This window comes from Micromonospora sp. CA-249363 (assembly GCF_050950185.1).
GTDB lineage: Bacteria > Actinomycetota > Actinomycetes > Mycobacteriales > Micromonosporaceae > Micromonospora.
On record NZ_CP192020.1, the window covers coordinates 2,466,410 to 2,479,960 of the forward strand.

Annotated in this window: 11 protein-coding genes; 10 read left to right on the forward strand and 1 reads right to left on the reverse strand. The window is 71.1% G+C overall.

The features are described from left to right. Positions 1 to 1,193 precede the first annotated feature (1,193 nt). The 6 genes from ACQPZK_RS11340 to mltG all read left to right on the forward strand — a co-directional run bounded on the left by ACQPZK_RS11340 (position 1,194) and on the right by mltG (position 7,239). The gene (locus ACQPZK_RS11340; protein ID WP_433539179.1) at positions 1,194 to 1,892 is read left to right on the forward strand and encodes a hypothetical protein; all 699 of its coding nucleotides are present in this window, start codon (positions 1,194 to 1,196) and stop codon (positions 1,890 to 1,892) included. 148 nt (positions 1,893 to 2,040) lie between these two features. Further along, on the forward strand, positions 2,041 to 2,505 hold the full coding sequence (locus ACQPZK_RS11345; RefSeq protein WP_355053620.1) for a DUF948 domain-containing protein: 465 nt from the start codon (positions 2,041 to 2,043) through the stop codon (positions 2,503 to 2,505). Positions 2,506 to 2,533: 28 nt separating this feature from the next. Continuing rightward, a complete protein-coding gene (locus ACQPZK_RS11350; RefSeq protein ID WP_355053621.1) occupies positions 2,534 to 2,839 on the forward strand; it encodes a hypothetical protein in 306 nt (101 codons plus the stop codon). Beyond that, entirely contained in the window at positions 2,836 to 5,514 is a 2,679-nt protein-coding gene (gene alaS / locus ACQPZK_RS11355; RefSeq protein WP_433538248.1) for an alanine--tRNA ligase, read from the forward strand. Before ACQPZK_RS11350 ends, alaS begins: the two co-directional genes overlap by 4 nt. 73 nt (positions 5,515 to 5,587) lie before the next feature. After that, a complete protein-coding gene (gene ruvX, locus ACQPZK_RS11360; protein WP_433538249.1) occupies positions 5,588 to 6,046 on the forward strand; it encodes a Holliday junction resolvase RuvX in 459 nt (152 codons plus the stop codon). Then, complete coding sequence (gene mltG / locus ACQPZK_RS11365) at positions 6,046 to 7,239, forward strand: endolytic transglycosylase MltG (protein ID WP_433538250.1); 1,194 nt, start codon at positions 6,046 to 6,048, stop codon at positions 7,237 to 7,239. The genes ruvX and mltG overlap by 1 nt, the downstream gene beginning before the upstream one ends. Before the next feature lie 96 nt (positions 7,240 to 7,335). Here mltG and ACQPZK_RS11370 read toward each other — a convergent pair whose 3' ends face one another. Further along, positions 7,336 to 7,827 carry a peptidoglycan-binding domain-containing protein gene (locus tag ACQPZK_RS11370; RefSeq protein WP_433538251.1) on the reverse strand — a complete coding sequence of 164 codons (492 nt, stop codon included), beginning with the start codon at positions 7,825 to 7,827 and terminating at the stop codon, positions 7,336 to 7,338. Between the two features lie 154 nt (positions 7,828 to 7,981). Between ACQPZK_RS11370 and ACQPZK_RS11375 the strand changes: the two genes are divergently transcribed. From ACQPZK_RS11375 to ACQPZK_RS11390, 4 genes are all read left to right on the forward strand, one after another. Further along, positions 7,982 to 8,812 (forward strand): shikimate dehydrogenase, encoded by an 831-nt coding sequence (locus ACQPZK_RS11375; RefSeq protein ID WP_433538252.1) that lies wholly within the window; start codon positions 7,982 to 7,984, stop codon positions 8,810 to 8,812. 221 nt (positions 8,813 to 9,033) lie between these two features. Further along, positions 9,034 to 9,375: a hypothetical protein gene (locus ACQPZK_RS11380; RefSeq protein ID WP_433538253.1), complete on the forward strand. Its 342-nt coding sequence runs from the start codon at positions 9,034 to 9,036 to the stop codon at positions 9,373 to 9,375. A gap of 255 nt (positions 9,376 to 9,630) precedes the next feature. After that, on the forward strand, positions 9,631 to 11,331 hold the full coding sequence (locus tag ACQPZK_RS11385) for a glycosyl hydrolase (protein ID WP_433538254.1): 1,701 nt from the start codon (positions 9,631 to 9,633) through the stop codon (positions 11,329 to 11,331). A gap of 225 nt (positions 11,332 to 11,556) precedes the next feature. After that, entirely contained in the window at positions 11,557 to 13,494 is a 1,938-nt protein-coding gene (locus ACQPZK_RS11390; RefSeq protein ID WP_433539180.1) for a hypothetical protein, read from the forward strand. Positions 13,495 to 13,551 lie beyond the last annotated feature (57 nt).

A 13,551-nucleotide genomic window follows, 5' to 3' on the forward strand; every position in this document is an offset into this window, starting at 1 on the left:
GGCCCGGCGGTCGCCGTACCGGCCCGCCGCCCGCCGGTGACCTCAACGACCGCTCCGGTGGTCCGATCGCCGTACCCGATCCGGCCGCGGAGCGCGCCACCGGCCGTCGGGCCGCCGGGCCGCCCGCCGATCCGGGTGCGGACGCTCCCACCGGCCGTCGGGCCGCCCGCGCGCCGGAGACGACCGGCGAGCACCCGAGCGGTCCGGTGCCGCCGCCGGTCCCGGGCGAGCGCCCCGTCGGCCGTCGGAGTGCTCCGGGTACCGCCCCGGACCCGATCAACCGTCGCCGCCGCCCGTCGGCCGAGCCGGCTGCCGAGGGGCGGTCCGGCCCGGCGGGCGAGCGCGGTGACGACCCGTACGCCGGTCCGCCCGGCGGAGGCCGCCCCGCGCCCGGCGCGCCCGTTCGGGGCGTCCGATCCGGCCCACCCGGTGGCCGGGCCCGGCTCGCGCCCGGCGACGCTCCGGTCTCCGGCGCCGGCCGCCGTGGGCCCGATGGTCCACCCCGTCCCGGTGCCGCCCGCCCCGACGGACCGGCGCGCGCGGCGGTGCCGCCGGGCGCGGGCCCCGATGGTCCACCCGGTCCACGTCCGGACGGCCCGCCCCGGTCCCGCCCCGACGGTCCGGGCCGCGCTGCGGTGCCTCCGGTCACCGATGGTTCCGCTCGCGCGGCGACGCCACCGGGCGTCGGTCCCGACGCGACGGCCCGCGCCGCCGTCCCGTCCGCCATCGATCCGCCGGGTACGGCTCGTGCGGCGGTACGGCCCGGTGTCGGTCCGGACGCTCCGAACCGGCCTGGTACGACCCGGCCCCGCCCGGACGGTCCGGCCCGTGCGGCGGTCCCGCCGGGCGTCGGCCCGGACGCCCCACCTCGACCGGATGGTCCGGCGCGCGCCGCCGTCCGCCCCCCGGGCGTCGCCCAGCCACCCGGCGGCGACGTCCGGACAGGTGCCGAGCAACCCGGCCCCGGGTCACCCGTGACCGCGCGTGCCGCCGCCCCGCGGCCGGTGGACCGCGCCGCGGGCCGAGCACTGCCACCGCCCCGCGAGGGCGGCCGTCCCGAGCCCACCGGTGTCGCCCCCGTGCCGCCGTCCGGCCGTACCGGCGGCGAGCCGGTCGCCCGTGCCGCCGTCGTGCCGCCGGGCGCGGTGGGCCCAGTGGACCGGCCACCCTCCGAACCGGCCGACGAGCCGGCGCTGCGCGCGGCCGGCCAGGATGTCGCCGACGACGAGGACACGGCCCCGGGCGCCCGGTCCGAGCACCACCGGCAGTCGCGCGAACGACGCCGGCTGCGGGTCGCCGTCCTGGCGTTGGTCAGCGTCGTGCTGCTCGGCGCGGTGCCTCTCTTCTTCGGTCTCCGTACGCTCAGCAGGGACCCGGTCTTCGACAACCTGGACCAGCTCGACGTGCCCGCGTGGGCCGCGACGAAGACGGTCGACGACGTCAGCGGCAGCCGCTGGTGCCTGCTCGACTGCCGGCTGCGCGAGCGCACCGTCACCTCGGAGAAGTCACCCGAGGAGACGGCGAAGGTCTACGAGGAGGCGCTGCGCGGCGACGGTTGGCGGCCGTGGAAGGTGGGCCGCTGCCCCGAGCAGGAGACGAAGGGCAGCTACACGTGCTGGCGGCAGGACGAGTTGACCCTCGACCTGTGGGTGCGGGCGCCGTCCTGTGTGCCGCCGCCGGTCGACGGGGAGCCGGCGATCGTGCCGTCCCCCGAGCCGTCGGCCGCTGCGGGGGAGTGCGCCGGCTCGTTGGTATCGGTGAAGGTGCGCAACGCGATCGACGACGAGCGGACCAGGCCGCAGCCCAGCACCGATCCGTCACTGACCGGCGAGGATCCGTTCCCGACGGTCAGCGGGGATCCGCTGGGCGACGTGACACCCTCACCGTCCTGAGCCGCTCTCCATCACGGACGGTAGGGTCTGGGGCTGGCGGGCCGCCCACGCCCGCCGGCCGGCGACGGCCCGGTGGGTTCGGTGGGCACCACGGTTGTGCGTTCCGGGGACGTCGGGTCCGGCGGAAATCTGCTTGAGGAGGACACGCGTGGGCGACATTCTGGCGGTCGCGGCGCTGATCGCGGCGAGCGCGTTCGCGGTGCTGGTGCTCATCCTGACGCTGCCGATCCTGCGGCTGCGGCACACGGTGGACGCCACCACCCGGATGATCAACGACCTCAACGACCGGACGGGACCGCTGCTCGGCGACGTCAACACCACGGTGAAGAACGTCAACGTGGCGCTGGAGCAGGTGCAGACCTCGCTGGACGGTGTCAACCTGCAGCTGGCGAAGGTCGACACGATGACCAGCCACGCCCAGAACGTCACCGCCAACGTCGCCAACCTGGCGACCGTGGTCTCCGCCGCGGCCGCGAACCCGCTGGTCAAGGTGGCCGCCTTCGGCTACAGCGTCCGTCGGGCCGCCGCGAGCCGCCGGCACGCCGAGACCGAGCGCGAGGTGCGCGACACCATCAAGCAGCAGCGGCGGGCCGCCCGGCGCGGCAACCGTTGACCGACCCGGCCACAGGAGGTAGCGCGACATGAAGCGGTTGTTCTGGCTCGGCATCGGCGTGGCCGTGGGCGTGGTGGTGGTCCGCAGGGCGACCCGGACCGCGCAGGCGTACACCCCGGCCGGCATCGCCAGCTCGTTGTCGGAATCCGCTGGCAGCCTGGTGGAGTCGGTGCGTAGCTTCGTGGAGGACGTGCGGGTCGGAATGGCCGAGCGCGAGCAGGAAATCCACCAGGCGTTCGTCCAGGGCGAGGCGTTCGACGACCAGTTCGCCGAGCTGCGGGAGTCCCCGCGGATCGGCGATCGAGAGATTTTTCCGGAGGAACACCAGCGATGAAGACGGCGGAGATCAAGCGGCGGTACCTCGCGCACTTCGAGGCGAACGGCCATGCCGTGGTGCCGTCCGCTCCGCTGCCCGCCATCAGCGACCCGAACCTGCTGTTCGTCAACGCCGGCATGGTGCAGTTCGTGCCCTACTTCCTGGGCCAGCAGACCCCGCCCTACCAGCGGGCGGTCAGCGTGCAGAAGTGCATCCGCACCCCGGACATCGACGAGGTCGGCAAGACCAGCCGGCACGGCACGTTCTTCCAGATGAACGGCAACTTCTCCTTCGGCGACTACTTCAAGGCCGGCGCGATTCCCCTGGCCTGGGAGTTGTCCACGAAGCCGATCGCCGAGGGCGGTTACGGGCTGGATCCGGAGCGGATCTGGCCGACGATCTACCTCGATGACGACGAGGCGTTCGAGATCTGGCGGTCGGTAGGCGTGCCGGCCGAGCGGATCGTGCGTCGGGGCAAGGCGGACAACTTCTGGTCGATGGGCATCCCCGGGCCGTGCGGTCCGTCGTCGGAGCTGTTCTACGACCGGGGCCCGGAGTACGGCGCCGAGGGTGGTCCGGCGGTCGACGAGGACCGGTACATGGAGTACTGGAACCTCGTGTTCATGCAGTTCGAGCGGGGTCCGGGCACCAACAAGGAGGACTACCCGATCCTGGGTGAACTGCCGGCGAAGAACATCGACACCGGCATGGGCCTGGAGCGGATGGCCTCGATCCTGCAGGGCGTCGACAACCTGTACGAGATCGACGAGGTTCGGCCCATCCTGGCCCGGGCGGCCGAGCTGACCGGCAAGCGGTACGGGGCGCACTCCGGGCACGTGGCGAGTGAGTCGCACCCGGACGACGTCCGGCTGCGGGTGGTCGCGGATCACGTGCGGACCGCGCTGATGCTGATCGGCGACGGCGTGACGCCGAGCAACGAGGGCCGTGGGTACGTGCTGCGGCGGATCATGCGTCGGGCGATCCGGTCGATCCGGCTGCTGGGCTGGCAGGACCGGGCGCTGCCCGAGCTGCTGCCCGTCGCGCGGGACTGCATGGCGCCGTCGTACCCGGAGCTGGCGACCGACTTCGACCGGATCGCGCAGTACGCGTACGCGGAGGAGGAGGCGTTCCTGTCGACGCTGCGTGCCGGGACGACGATCCTGGACACGGCGATCGCCGAGACCCGTACGGCGGGCGGCACCTCGCTGTCCGGGGCGAAGGCGTTCCAGCTGCACGACACGTACGGCTTCCCGATCGACCTGACCCTGGAGATCGCGGCCGAGCAGGGACTGAAGGTCGACGACGAGGGTTTCCGCCGGCTGATGGCCGACCAGCGGACCCGGGCCAAGGCGGACGCGCAGGCGCGCAAGACCGGGCACACCGACGTGTCGGCGTACCGGTCGGTGCTCGACGAGGGCGGCCCGGTGACGTTCACCGGCTACAGCGAGGTGGCGCGCGAGTCGCGGGTGCGGGCGCTGTTGGGCTCGGACGGCCCGCGCGCGGCGGCGACCGAGGGCGAGATGGTCGAGTTGGTGCTCGACACGACCCCGTTCTACGCCGAGGGCGGCGGCCAGCAGCCCGACCACGGCATCATCACGGTCGGCGACGGCCAGGTCGAGGTGCTCGACGTGCAGCAGCCGGTGCCGGGCCTGATCGTGCACCGGGCCCGCGTCATCCGGGGTGAGGTGCACCCGGGCGACACCGGCTACGCCGAGATCGACACCACCCGGCGCCGCGCGATCTCCCGGTCGCACACGGCCACCCACCTGGTGCACCAGACCATGCGTAACTTCCTCGGCGAGTCGGCGACCCAGGCGGGTTCGTTGAACGCGCCGGGCCGGCTGCGGTTCGACTTCAACACCCCGACGGGTGTGTCGCCGACGGTCCTGCGGGACGTGGAGCAGCAGGTCAACGAGGTGTTGCTGGCCGACCTGGAGGTGCACGCCTTCATCACCTCGCTGGACGAGGCGCGGCGGATCGGCGCGATGGCGCTGTTCGGCGAGAAGTACGGCGAGGAGGTGCGGGTCGTCGAGGTGGGCGACTACGCCCGGGAGCTGTGCGGCGGTACGCACGTGGCCCGCTCGGCGCAGCTCGGCCTCGTGAAGATCCTTTCCGAGTCGTCGATCGGCTCCGGCGTACGCCGGGTCGAGGCGCTGGTCGGCATGGACGCCTTCGGCTTCCTGGCCAAGGAGCACCTGCTGGTGTCCCGGCTGGCCGAGCTGTACCGGGTGCCCAACGACCAGGTCGCCGACCGGGTGGAGCAGACGGTCACCCAGCTCCGGGACGCGGAGAAGGAGCTGGAGAAGCTGCGCGCCCAGCTGGTTCTGGGTGGGGCGGGCGCGCTCGCCGCGCAGGCGAAGGACGTGCGCGGGGTGGCGTACGTCGGCACCGAGGCGCCGGAGGGCGCGGCCGGCAACGACGTGCGGACCCTCGCGCAGGAGATTCGCGGCAAGATCGACCCGGCGCGGCCGGCGGTCGTGGCCGTGGCGGCTCGGGCGAACGGCAAGGCGTCGTTGGTGGTGGCGGTCAACGCGGCGGCCCGCAGTCGCGGCCTCACCGCATCGGACCTGGTGAAGGCGGCGTTCTCCGGCCGCGGCGGGGGAAGCCCCGACCTGGCCCAGGGTGGCGGTCTGCCCGCGACCGAGGCGCCCAACCTGCTGCTCACCGTCGAGAAGGCGATCACCGAGGCGTGATGGACGGTCAGTGTCGACCAGGGCGGACCGAATGGTCCGCCCTGGTTCGTCGACAGCCCACGGGTGACCCACGGTGAGCGGGCTCACACGGGGAGTTCGCCTCGGTGTGGACATCGGCCAGGTGCGTGTCGGCGTCTCCCGCTCGGATCCGCACGGGGTGCTGGCCACGCCGCTGGTGACCCTCGCCCGCGATCTGACCGCCGCGCCGGACGCGGTGCCGAGCGACATTGCCCAGCTCGCGGCGTTGGTGGCCGAGCATGAGGCCGTCGAGGTGGTCGTCGGGCTTCCGGTCAACCTGGCGGGTAAGCATGGCCCGGCGGCGGTCAGCGTGAAGGCGTACGCTGACCGATTGGTCAATGTGATAGCGCCGGTTCCGGTAACGCTCACTGACGAGAGGATGTCGACCGTGGTCGCTTCTCGTAGGCTTGCCGAACGTGGCGTTCGTGGCAAGCGTCAACGTGCGGTTGTCGACCAGGCGGCCGCGGTGGAGATCCTGCAGAGCTGGCTGGACGCGCAGCGGAGGCGGACGTAATGATCGACGATCTGGACCTTGGGTTCGACGAGCCGGAGCGGGGTGAGAAGGGTCGGCACCGGCGTAGCTTCCGCAAGCGCAATAAAGGCTCCGGCGGCGGTCGGGGCAAGACGTTCTTTGCGCTGCTGATGGCCCTGGTCCTGCTGGGCGGCATCGGCGGCGGCGCGTACTACGGGTTCGACCGGATCCAGAACTACTTCGTCACGCCCGACTACGACGGCGCCGGTTCCGGTGAGATCACCGTCGAGATCAAGAACGGCGCGCTGCTGGCCGACATGGCCGACGCCCTGGTCGCGGCCGACGTGGTCAAGAGCCAGAAGGCGTTCATCGAGGCGGCTGAGGCCAACTCGCGCAGCAAGAACATCCAGCCGGGCACGTACAAGCTGCGCAAGCAGATGAGCGGCGCGAGCGCGGTGACGGCCATGCTCGACCTGAAGAACAAGATCGTCAACGGGCTGACCATTCCCGAGGGTCGCACCAGCAAGAACATCTACAAGCTGCTCTCCGACAAGACCAAGATCCCGGTCAAGGATTTCGAGGCCGCGGCCAAGGACCCGGAGGCGCTCGGCGTCCCGGACTGGTGGTTCAAGCGCGACGACGGCAAGAAGGTCGTCAAGTCCGTGGAGGGCTTCCTCTACCCGGACACGTACGAGATCCCGCCGAAGGCCACCGCCGAGAGCATCCTCAAGCTCATGGTGGACAATTTCCTCTCGGTGACCGGCGAGATGAAGTTCGCCGACCGGGTGCAGAAGGAGCGCAAGGTCAGCCCGTACGAGGCGCTGATCGTGGCGTCGCTGGCCCAGGCCGAGGCCGGTAACAAGGACGACCTCGGCAAGGTCGCCCGGGTCGCCTACAACCGGGCGTACGGCGAATTCGACTGCAACTGCCTGGAGATGGACGTCACGGTCAACTACTACCTGGAGTCGATCGGCAAGCCCACGAAGTCGTCCAAGCAGATGACGGCGTCTGAGCTGGACGACCCGAAGAACCCGTACAACCGCAAGCTGCGCGGCATGATCCCCACCCCGATCAACAACCCGGGCAAGCAGGCCCTGGAAGGGGCGATGGACACGCCGGTGGGTAAGTGGCTGTACTTCGTGGCGATCGACAAGCAGGGCCACTCCGCCTTCGCCGAGACGTACGAGCAGCACCAGCGCAACGAGGCCAGGGCCCGCGAGGCCGGCATCATCTGAGGTTTTCCGCCGACGCGGAAAAGGCTCCCCTCTCCCTCGACCAGGAATCGGTCGCGTCGGAGAGGGGAGCCTTTCGGCGTCAGTCCCTGGCGTGCGTCAGTGGCTCGTGCCGGTCCAGGAGCCGGTGCGCGGGTTCAGGAACGTCCACACGCCGTTGCTGTTCTGCTTGCGCAGCGCGAACGTGCGGTTGTAGCCGTAGTAGAAGTACCCGGTCTGCGTGCTCGTGTCGTAGCCGGTGTTCCGGTTGACCGCGCCGTACGCCTCGCCCCAGGTCTGCGGCCCGACCGACCCGTCGATGCCGATGTTCATCACGTCCTGCCAGGTCCTGGTCTTGGCGGCGGTGTTGGAGCCGAACTCCCCGTCGATGAAGCTGGTGCCGACGGTGCCGCTCAGGTCGTCGGCCCAGATGATGGACTGCCAGAGTCGCACGATGTTGCCGGTCCGTACGCACGAGCTGGAGTTGCAGAGCTGGTGGTTGTCGGACCAGCTGCCGGCCGCGCTGTCCGCCCGTGCGGGCGCCCCGGCCAGCAGCGAGAGGCTGAGGGCGGCGGCAATCGCGATGAGGACGCGCAGAATCCGTTTGTTCATGTTTCCCCCCTGTTTCTGATCGATCGTCCTACTCGAAATGCTTTCACCGTCATCGATGGAACGTCAAGCGAATACCATCCCCGCCGCCGGTGACGGCTGGTGCGGCGCTCGGTGCGGTCGGTAGGGTCGGGACGACGTGTACGAAGGGGCGGCCATGACGCGGACCGGGGCGGCCCGTCGGGCCGCGGTGCTGGGCAAGCCCATCGCGCACTCGCTCTCGCCGGTGATCCACACGGCCGGCTACGCCGCCGCCGGGCTGACCGGGTGGTCGTACACCCGGATCGAGTGCGCGGCCGCGGAGCTGCCAGACCTGGTCGCCGGCCTGGGCCCGGAGTGGGCCGGGTTGTCGGTCACCATGCCGGGCAAGGAGGCGGCGCTCGCCGTGGCCGACGCCGCGTCGCCGGTCGCCGTCGCCGTCGGCGCGGCCAACACGTTGGTACGACGTGACGACGGCTCCTGGTACGCGGACAACACCGACGTCGGCGGCATGGTGCACGTGCTCACCGAGGCCGGGGTGGTGCCCGGCGCGACGATGACGGTGCTCGGTGCGGGCGGAACGGCCCGCGCCGCGCTCGCCGCCGCCGCGCGGTTGGACTGCTCGTCGGTCACGGTGGTGGCCCGCCGGGTCGAGGCGGTCGACGAGCTGCGGCCGGTGGCCGACGCGCTCGACCTCGCCCTGACCGGTGCGGGTTGGTCCGAGGCTGCCGGGCTGGCCGACGCGGACGTGGTCATCGCCACCGTGCCGAAGGGCGTCGCGGACCCGCTCGCCGGCGCGGCGGCGTGGCGATCGGGTGGGGTCTACTTCGACGCGCTCTACGACCCGTGGCCGACGCCGATGGCGGCCTCGGCCCGCGCTGCCGGTCTGCGGGTGGTGTCCGGCCTGGACCTGTTGCTGGCGCAGGCGGTGGGTCAGTTCGAGCAGTTCACCGGGGTCGCGGCGCCGGTCGAGGCGATGCGCGAGGCGCTGGTCGCGGCGCGCCGCTGATTACGCAGGCGGAGGGCCCAGCGGCCCCCGGGGAAGCGTGTCGTGACGGCTCTGCGCGGATGCCGAAGCACCTTTACGGACGTGGTGAAATCGCCCGCCGGTTGGGCGTGAGCCGGCAGCGGGCAGGGGAGATCATCGACCGGCCGGACTTCCCGGAGCTGGTTGTTCCGCAGGGCTTCCGCTGGCAGTCGCTTCGTGATCCTCCTCCGGCGGAGGTATTGATGTCCGTCCTGGTGCTTCTCGTCATCGGTGCCCTCAGCGTCCTGGCGCTGGTCGCCGCCCTCGGGTACGGCTCACTTGGTTGGCCCTTCGTGGCCGTCGTGGCGGCGTTGGCTGCTGTCGTGGTCGTTCTGGCGTGGAGGAAGGGCCGCTCCGGTGTGGCGCTGCCGCATGACGGTGGCAGGCGGCATCTGCTGCTTGGCGGCTTCGTCACCGTGTTGTGGCTGGTGGGAGTGGTCCTGTACCTCACCTTCGACATCTCGGTGCCATCGTACGCGCTGGCGCTGCTCCTCGTCCCGTGCGTGAGTCTCCTGGCCGCCGGCCTTCTGCAACGCCGCAGCTGACGTCCCGGCTGGACGGGGGCGTGCTGATCGCGGTCGGTGCGGGCGTCGGAGGGCTCCTCGCGGCCGGGTCGGGGGATGATCGAATCCCCGGCGCGACCTGGGCTGATTCGCTGACGAGGCGCGCCGGACACCTCGTTCCGCCGGGATCCTTAGCTGACGGTTAAGACGCGCTTACGGAAAACTGTCCTGCCGACGACCTGCCCTGGTCATCGATACGCTGCTGACGGTTATCGCACCAGACACAGGGAGTTCTCCTTGACCAGGCACGGACTGCACCGCATCACCCGGCTCCGCAACGGCCCTCGACGCAAGGCGATCGCCATCGGCGTCGTCGGCGGCTCGGTGGTGGCCGGCATCGTGGCGACCATGATGCCCCTGTTGGCCAGCGACGACGTGTCGATCCGCGCGGTGGCGGACACCACCGCGACGATGGTGTCGCAGGACGGCGACAACTCCACCAAGGGGACCCTGGCGACCTGCGCCGCGCGCTGCGACGGCAATCCGCGCGGCGGCCGGGAGGCGGTCGTCGAGTTCGCGGTGACCACCCTTCCGGCCGCCGCCGTCAACGTCCGGGCGACGCTGCGCATGCACGCCTGGCAGCAGTTCGCCGCGACGGTGACCGCGCACGCCTCGTCGGTGAGCGCCCGGGAGGCGCGGCCGGCCCCGGCGAAGGCGGGAACCGTGCTGGACACGGTGACCGGTGTGGCCAAGGGCGTCAACGAGTGGGACGTCTCCAAGCTGGTCACCGGTAACGGCACCTGGACGGTGTCGCTGGCCCAGACCGGCCTGGAGACCCGCGTCTACTGGGCGTCGGTCGAGAACCGCAACGCCGACCTGCGTCCCAGCCTGGTGATCAGCTACGACCTGGGTAGCGGGCCGACGTCGGCGCCGACCACCCGACCCGCGCCGACGCCCACGGTCGCGCCGACCACCGCCGCGCCCCGGCCGACGCCGACGGTCGCGCCGACCCGTACGCCCACTCCGACGGGAAGCCCCACCCTCCCGTCCGGCAAGTGCGGCCAGGTGTCCGACACGCTGGTGCCCTCCTGCGGCGCCTGGTGGGGGATGTACTCACCCGCCAACGCCGGCAGCGGGTGGGACCACGGTAAGGCGATCACCGACGTGGAGGCCCAGGTCGGGCGCAAGTTCGACATCGTGCACCGCTACCACGACTTCTCCAACGCCGGCAGCAACGGCGCGTTCCCCGACGCGTACGAGCAGGAGCAGATGCGCCAGGGCCGGCTGATGTTCTTCGCCTGGGAGTCGCGCGACTTCTCCGCCGGTACGACGCTGAAGTGGTCCGACGTGTACGGCGGTCGGCAGGACGCCACCATCGACGCGGTCGCCGGTCGCATCCGGGCCGCCAAGGTACCGGTGTTCATCGGCTTCGACCACGAGCCGGAGGACGAGCCGGGCAAGGGCAGCGACGCCGACTTCGTCCGGGCCTGGAAGTACGTGTACGAGCGGTTCGCCAAGGCGGGCGCGGACAACGCCGTCTGGGTGTGGACGATGATGGGCTGGTCCGGGCACTACTCGCGGTACGCCGGTCTCTACCCCGGCGACCGGTACGTCGACTGGGTCGCCTACGACCCGTACAACTTCCACGTCTGCAACGGCAGCACCGTGTGGAAGAGCCCGAGCACGACAGTTGACGGCTTCTACCGCTGGCTCGACGAGAACGGCATCGGTGCGGGCAAGCCCCGGATGCTCGCCGAGTTCGGCACGAACTTCGACGCCAAGGACCCGAGCGCGAAGCAGCGCTGGTTCCAGGAGTTCCCGGCGGCCCTGAAGGCGCACCCGAAGATCAAGGCCGCCATCTACTTCAACTCGGCGGGCATGACGAGCCGCACGGCGACCTGTGACATGACGATGAACCACGACGCCGCCTCGGTGGCCGGGTTCGCCCAGGCCGGCAAGGACGAATACCTGCGACAGCCCACCGGAGGAAGCAACTGACGCTAATGACGACACTGTGAACACAGCCGCCGTTCATCGGAGGTCTACCAGCTGATCTTCCGCTGTACTGTCGGCTAGCAGATTCACGCACCGCCCAATCGGCGGATGCGCCTACCAGGCTGGGCGAGGCACGCTACCTCGGGTTCTCATCCATCTTGGAGGCGTAGCGTGCCCACACTCTCGCACTCATGGCGTTTGTCAGGACGACGTCGTACCCGGGCGGGGGTGGTCGCGCTGGCGGTCGCCGCCGCGGTGCTCAGCGCCCCCACGGCCTCCTCGGCGGCGGTGGTTCCGGTCCCCGGGACCGCGACCCTGGTGTCGGCGAACCCCGCCGACAACACCCCGCACGCCCGCGACGGTGAGACCCGCGCCTTCGCGCAGGTCGGCAACACCGTCTTCGTGGGCGGCAGTTTCACCCAGCTGCGGCAGACCGCCACGTCCGCGTGGGTCACGCAGCGCTACCTCTTCGCGTACGACCGCACCACGGGCACGATGTCCACCACCTTCCTGCCGGTGCTCGACGGCGCGGTCAACACGCTGCTGGCGGGGCCCGGCGGCACGCTGATCGTCGGCGGCGCCTTCAAGAACGTCAACGGGGTCTCCCGCAAGAACCTGGTCGCGCTGAACCCGAGCACCGGCGCGATCATCGACAGTTGGGTGGGTCGCTCGGACGGCGGCACCGTCCGGGATCTGGCGCTGTCGGGCAACTGGCTCTACGTGGCCGGCGCGTTCAACTGGCTCAACGGCACCGCGCACTCCGGTCTCGGCCGGCTGAACGCGACCACCGGAGCCATCGACCCGACGTTCTCCGTCGACGCCACCGTCGGGCGGCACAGCACCACCTCGTACGTGTGGACCATCGACGTCACCCCGGACGGCAACACCCTGGCCGTCGGCGGCAACTTCACGCTCCTCAACGACCTGCCGCGCAACCAGATCGCGCTCGTCGACGTCTCCGGCACCCCGACGGTGCTGGACTGGAGCAGCGAGAAGTACGTCGCGCCGTGCGCCGCCCCGACGACCTTCGTGCACTACGTGCAGGACATCAAGTTCGGCGAGGACGGTAGCTGGTTCGTGGTCGGCAGCAACGGTGGCGGTGGCTGGCCGAGCGCGTACTGCGACGCGCTGGTCCGCTTCGAGACCGCCGCCCGTGGCACCGGCCAGGTCGCCACCTGGGTCGACTTCACCGGCAACGACACCATCACCTCGGTCGAGGTGGCCGACAACGTCATCTACCTCGGCGGTCACTTCCGCTGGCTGAACAACCCGAACGCCAGCGACAACGCCGGCGCGGGCGCCATCGACAGGCTCGGCATCGGCGCGGTCACCCCGGCCACCGGCATGCCGGTGAACTGGAACCCGCGGCGCAGCGGCAGCGCCTCGATGCCGTCCGGCACCACCGCCTGGGGCTCCTCGGTGCCGGTGCTGTGGCGCGGCTCGGACGGCCTCTACTTCGGGCACAACTCCGACGGCATGGGCGAGGAGTACCACGGGCGGCTCGGCATGTTCCCACTCGCCGGCGGTCGCACCTTCACGGCGAAGAACCCGCCGAGCGGGAGCACCGGCAACCTCTACCTGGGCGCCGGGTCGGGCGCGGTGTCGAAGGTGCCGTTCGACGGCGTGACGCTGGGCACCCCGACCACCGTCAGCCAGCCGGCCTACACCGCGTCCGGCGCGACCTGGCGGGTGGACGACCGGATCTACTGGGCGCACACGGTGGCGGGTACGCCCACCGGTAGCCGGATCGACGTCTCGCTGTTCAACGGCGGCGCGATCGGCTCGCCGTGGGAGGCGTCGGGCTACAACGACTGGTTCAACCCGGCGGGCCTCACCGGCGCCTTCTACCTCGACGGCCGGCTCTACTACACCCGTACCGGCGCCAACAACCTCTACTACCGCTACTTCGAGATCGACGGCAACTACCTCGGCGCGACCGAGTTCGCGCTGCCGACCAGCGGTGTCACCTGGTCGAGCGTGCGTGGCATGGCCTGGGTGGACGGTCGGATCGTCTACGGTGCGACGGACGGCGGGTTGCGCAGCGTCCCGTTCGACCCGACGGCCGCGCCGACCGCGGTGGTGAACGGCTTGGCGACGACGCTCATCGCCGCAGCGACGCCCGAGTTGTCATGGTCTATCCCCTCGATGTTCTTCTCCGTACAGTGACGGTCAACCAAACGTAACGGAGGATCGGTAGATTGTTCACGTCGGGTCGGCGGCGGC

Bases quoted from the DNA above. Each gene is read 5' to 3' on its own strand.
- ACQPZK_RS11375 (WP_433538252.1), top strand. From the start codon at position 7,982: ATGACGCGGACCGGGGCGGCCCGTCGGGCCGCGGTGCTGGGCAAGCCC.
- mltG (WP_433538250.1), top strand. From the start codon at position 6,046: ATGATCGACGATCTGGACCTTGGGTTCGACGAGCCGGAGCGGGGTGAG.
- ACQPZK_RS11370 (WP_433538251.1), bottom strand. From the start codon at position 7,827: ATGAACAAACGGATTCTGCGCGTCCTCATCGCGATTGCCGCCGCCCTC.
- ACQPZK_RS11350 (WP_355053621.1), top strand. From the start codon at position 2,534: ATGAAGCGGTTGTTCTGGCTCGGCATCGGCGTGGCCGTGGGCGTGGTG.
- ACQPZK_RS11380 (WP_433538253.1), top strand. From the start codon at position 9,034: ATGTCCGTCCTGGTGCTTCTCGTCATCGGTGCCCTCAGCGTCCTGGCG.
- alaS (WP_433538248.1), top strand. From the start codon at position 2,836: ATGAAGACGGCGGAGATCAAGCGGCGGTACCTCGCGCACTTCGAGGCG.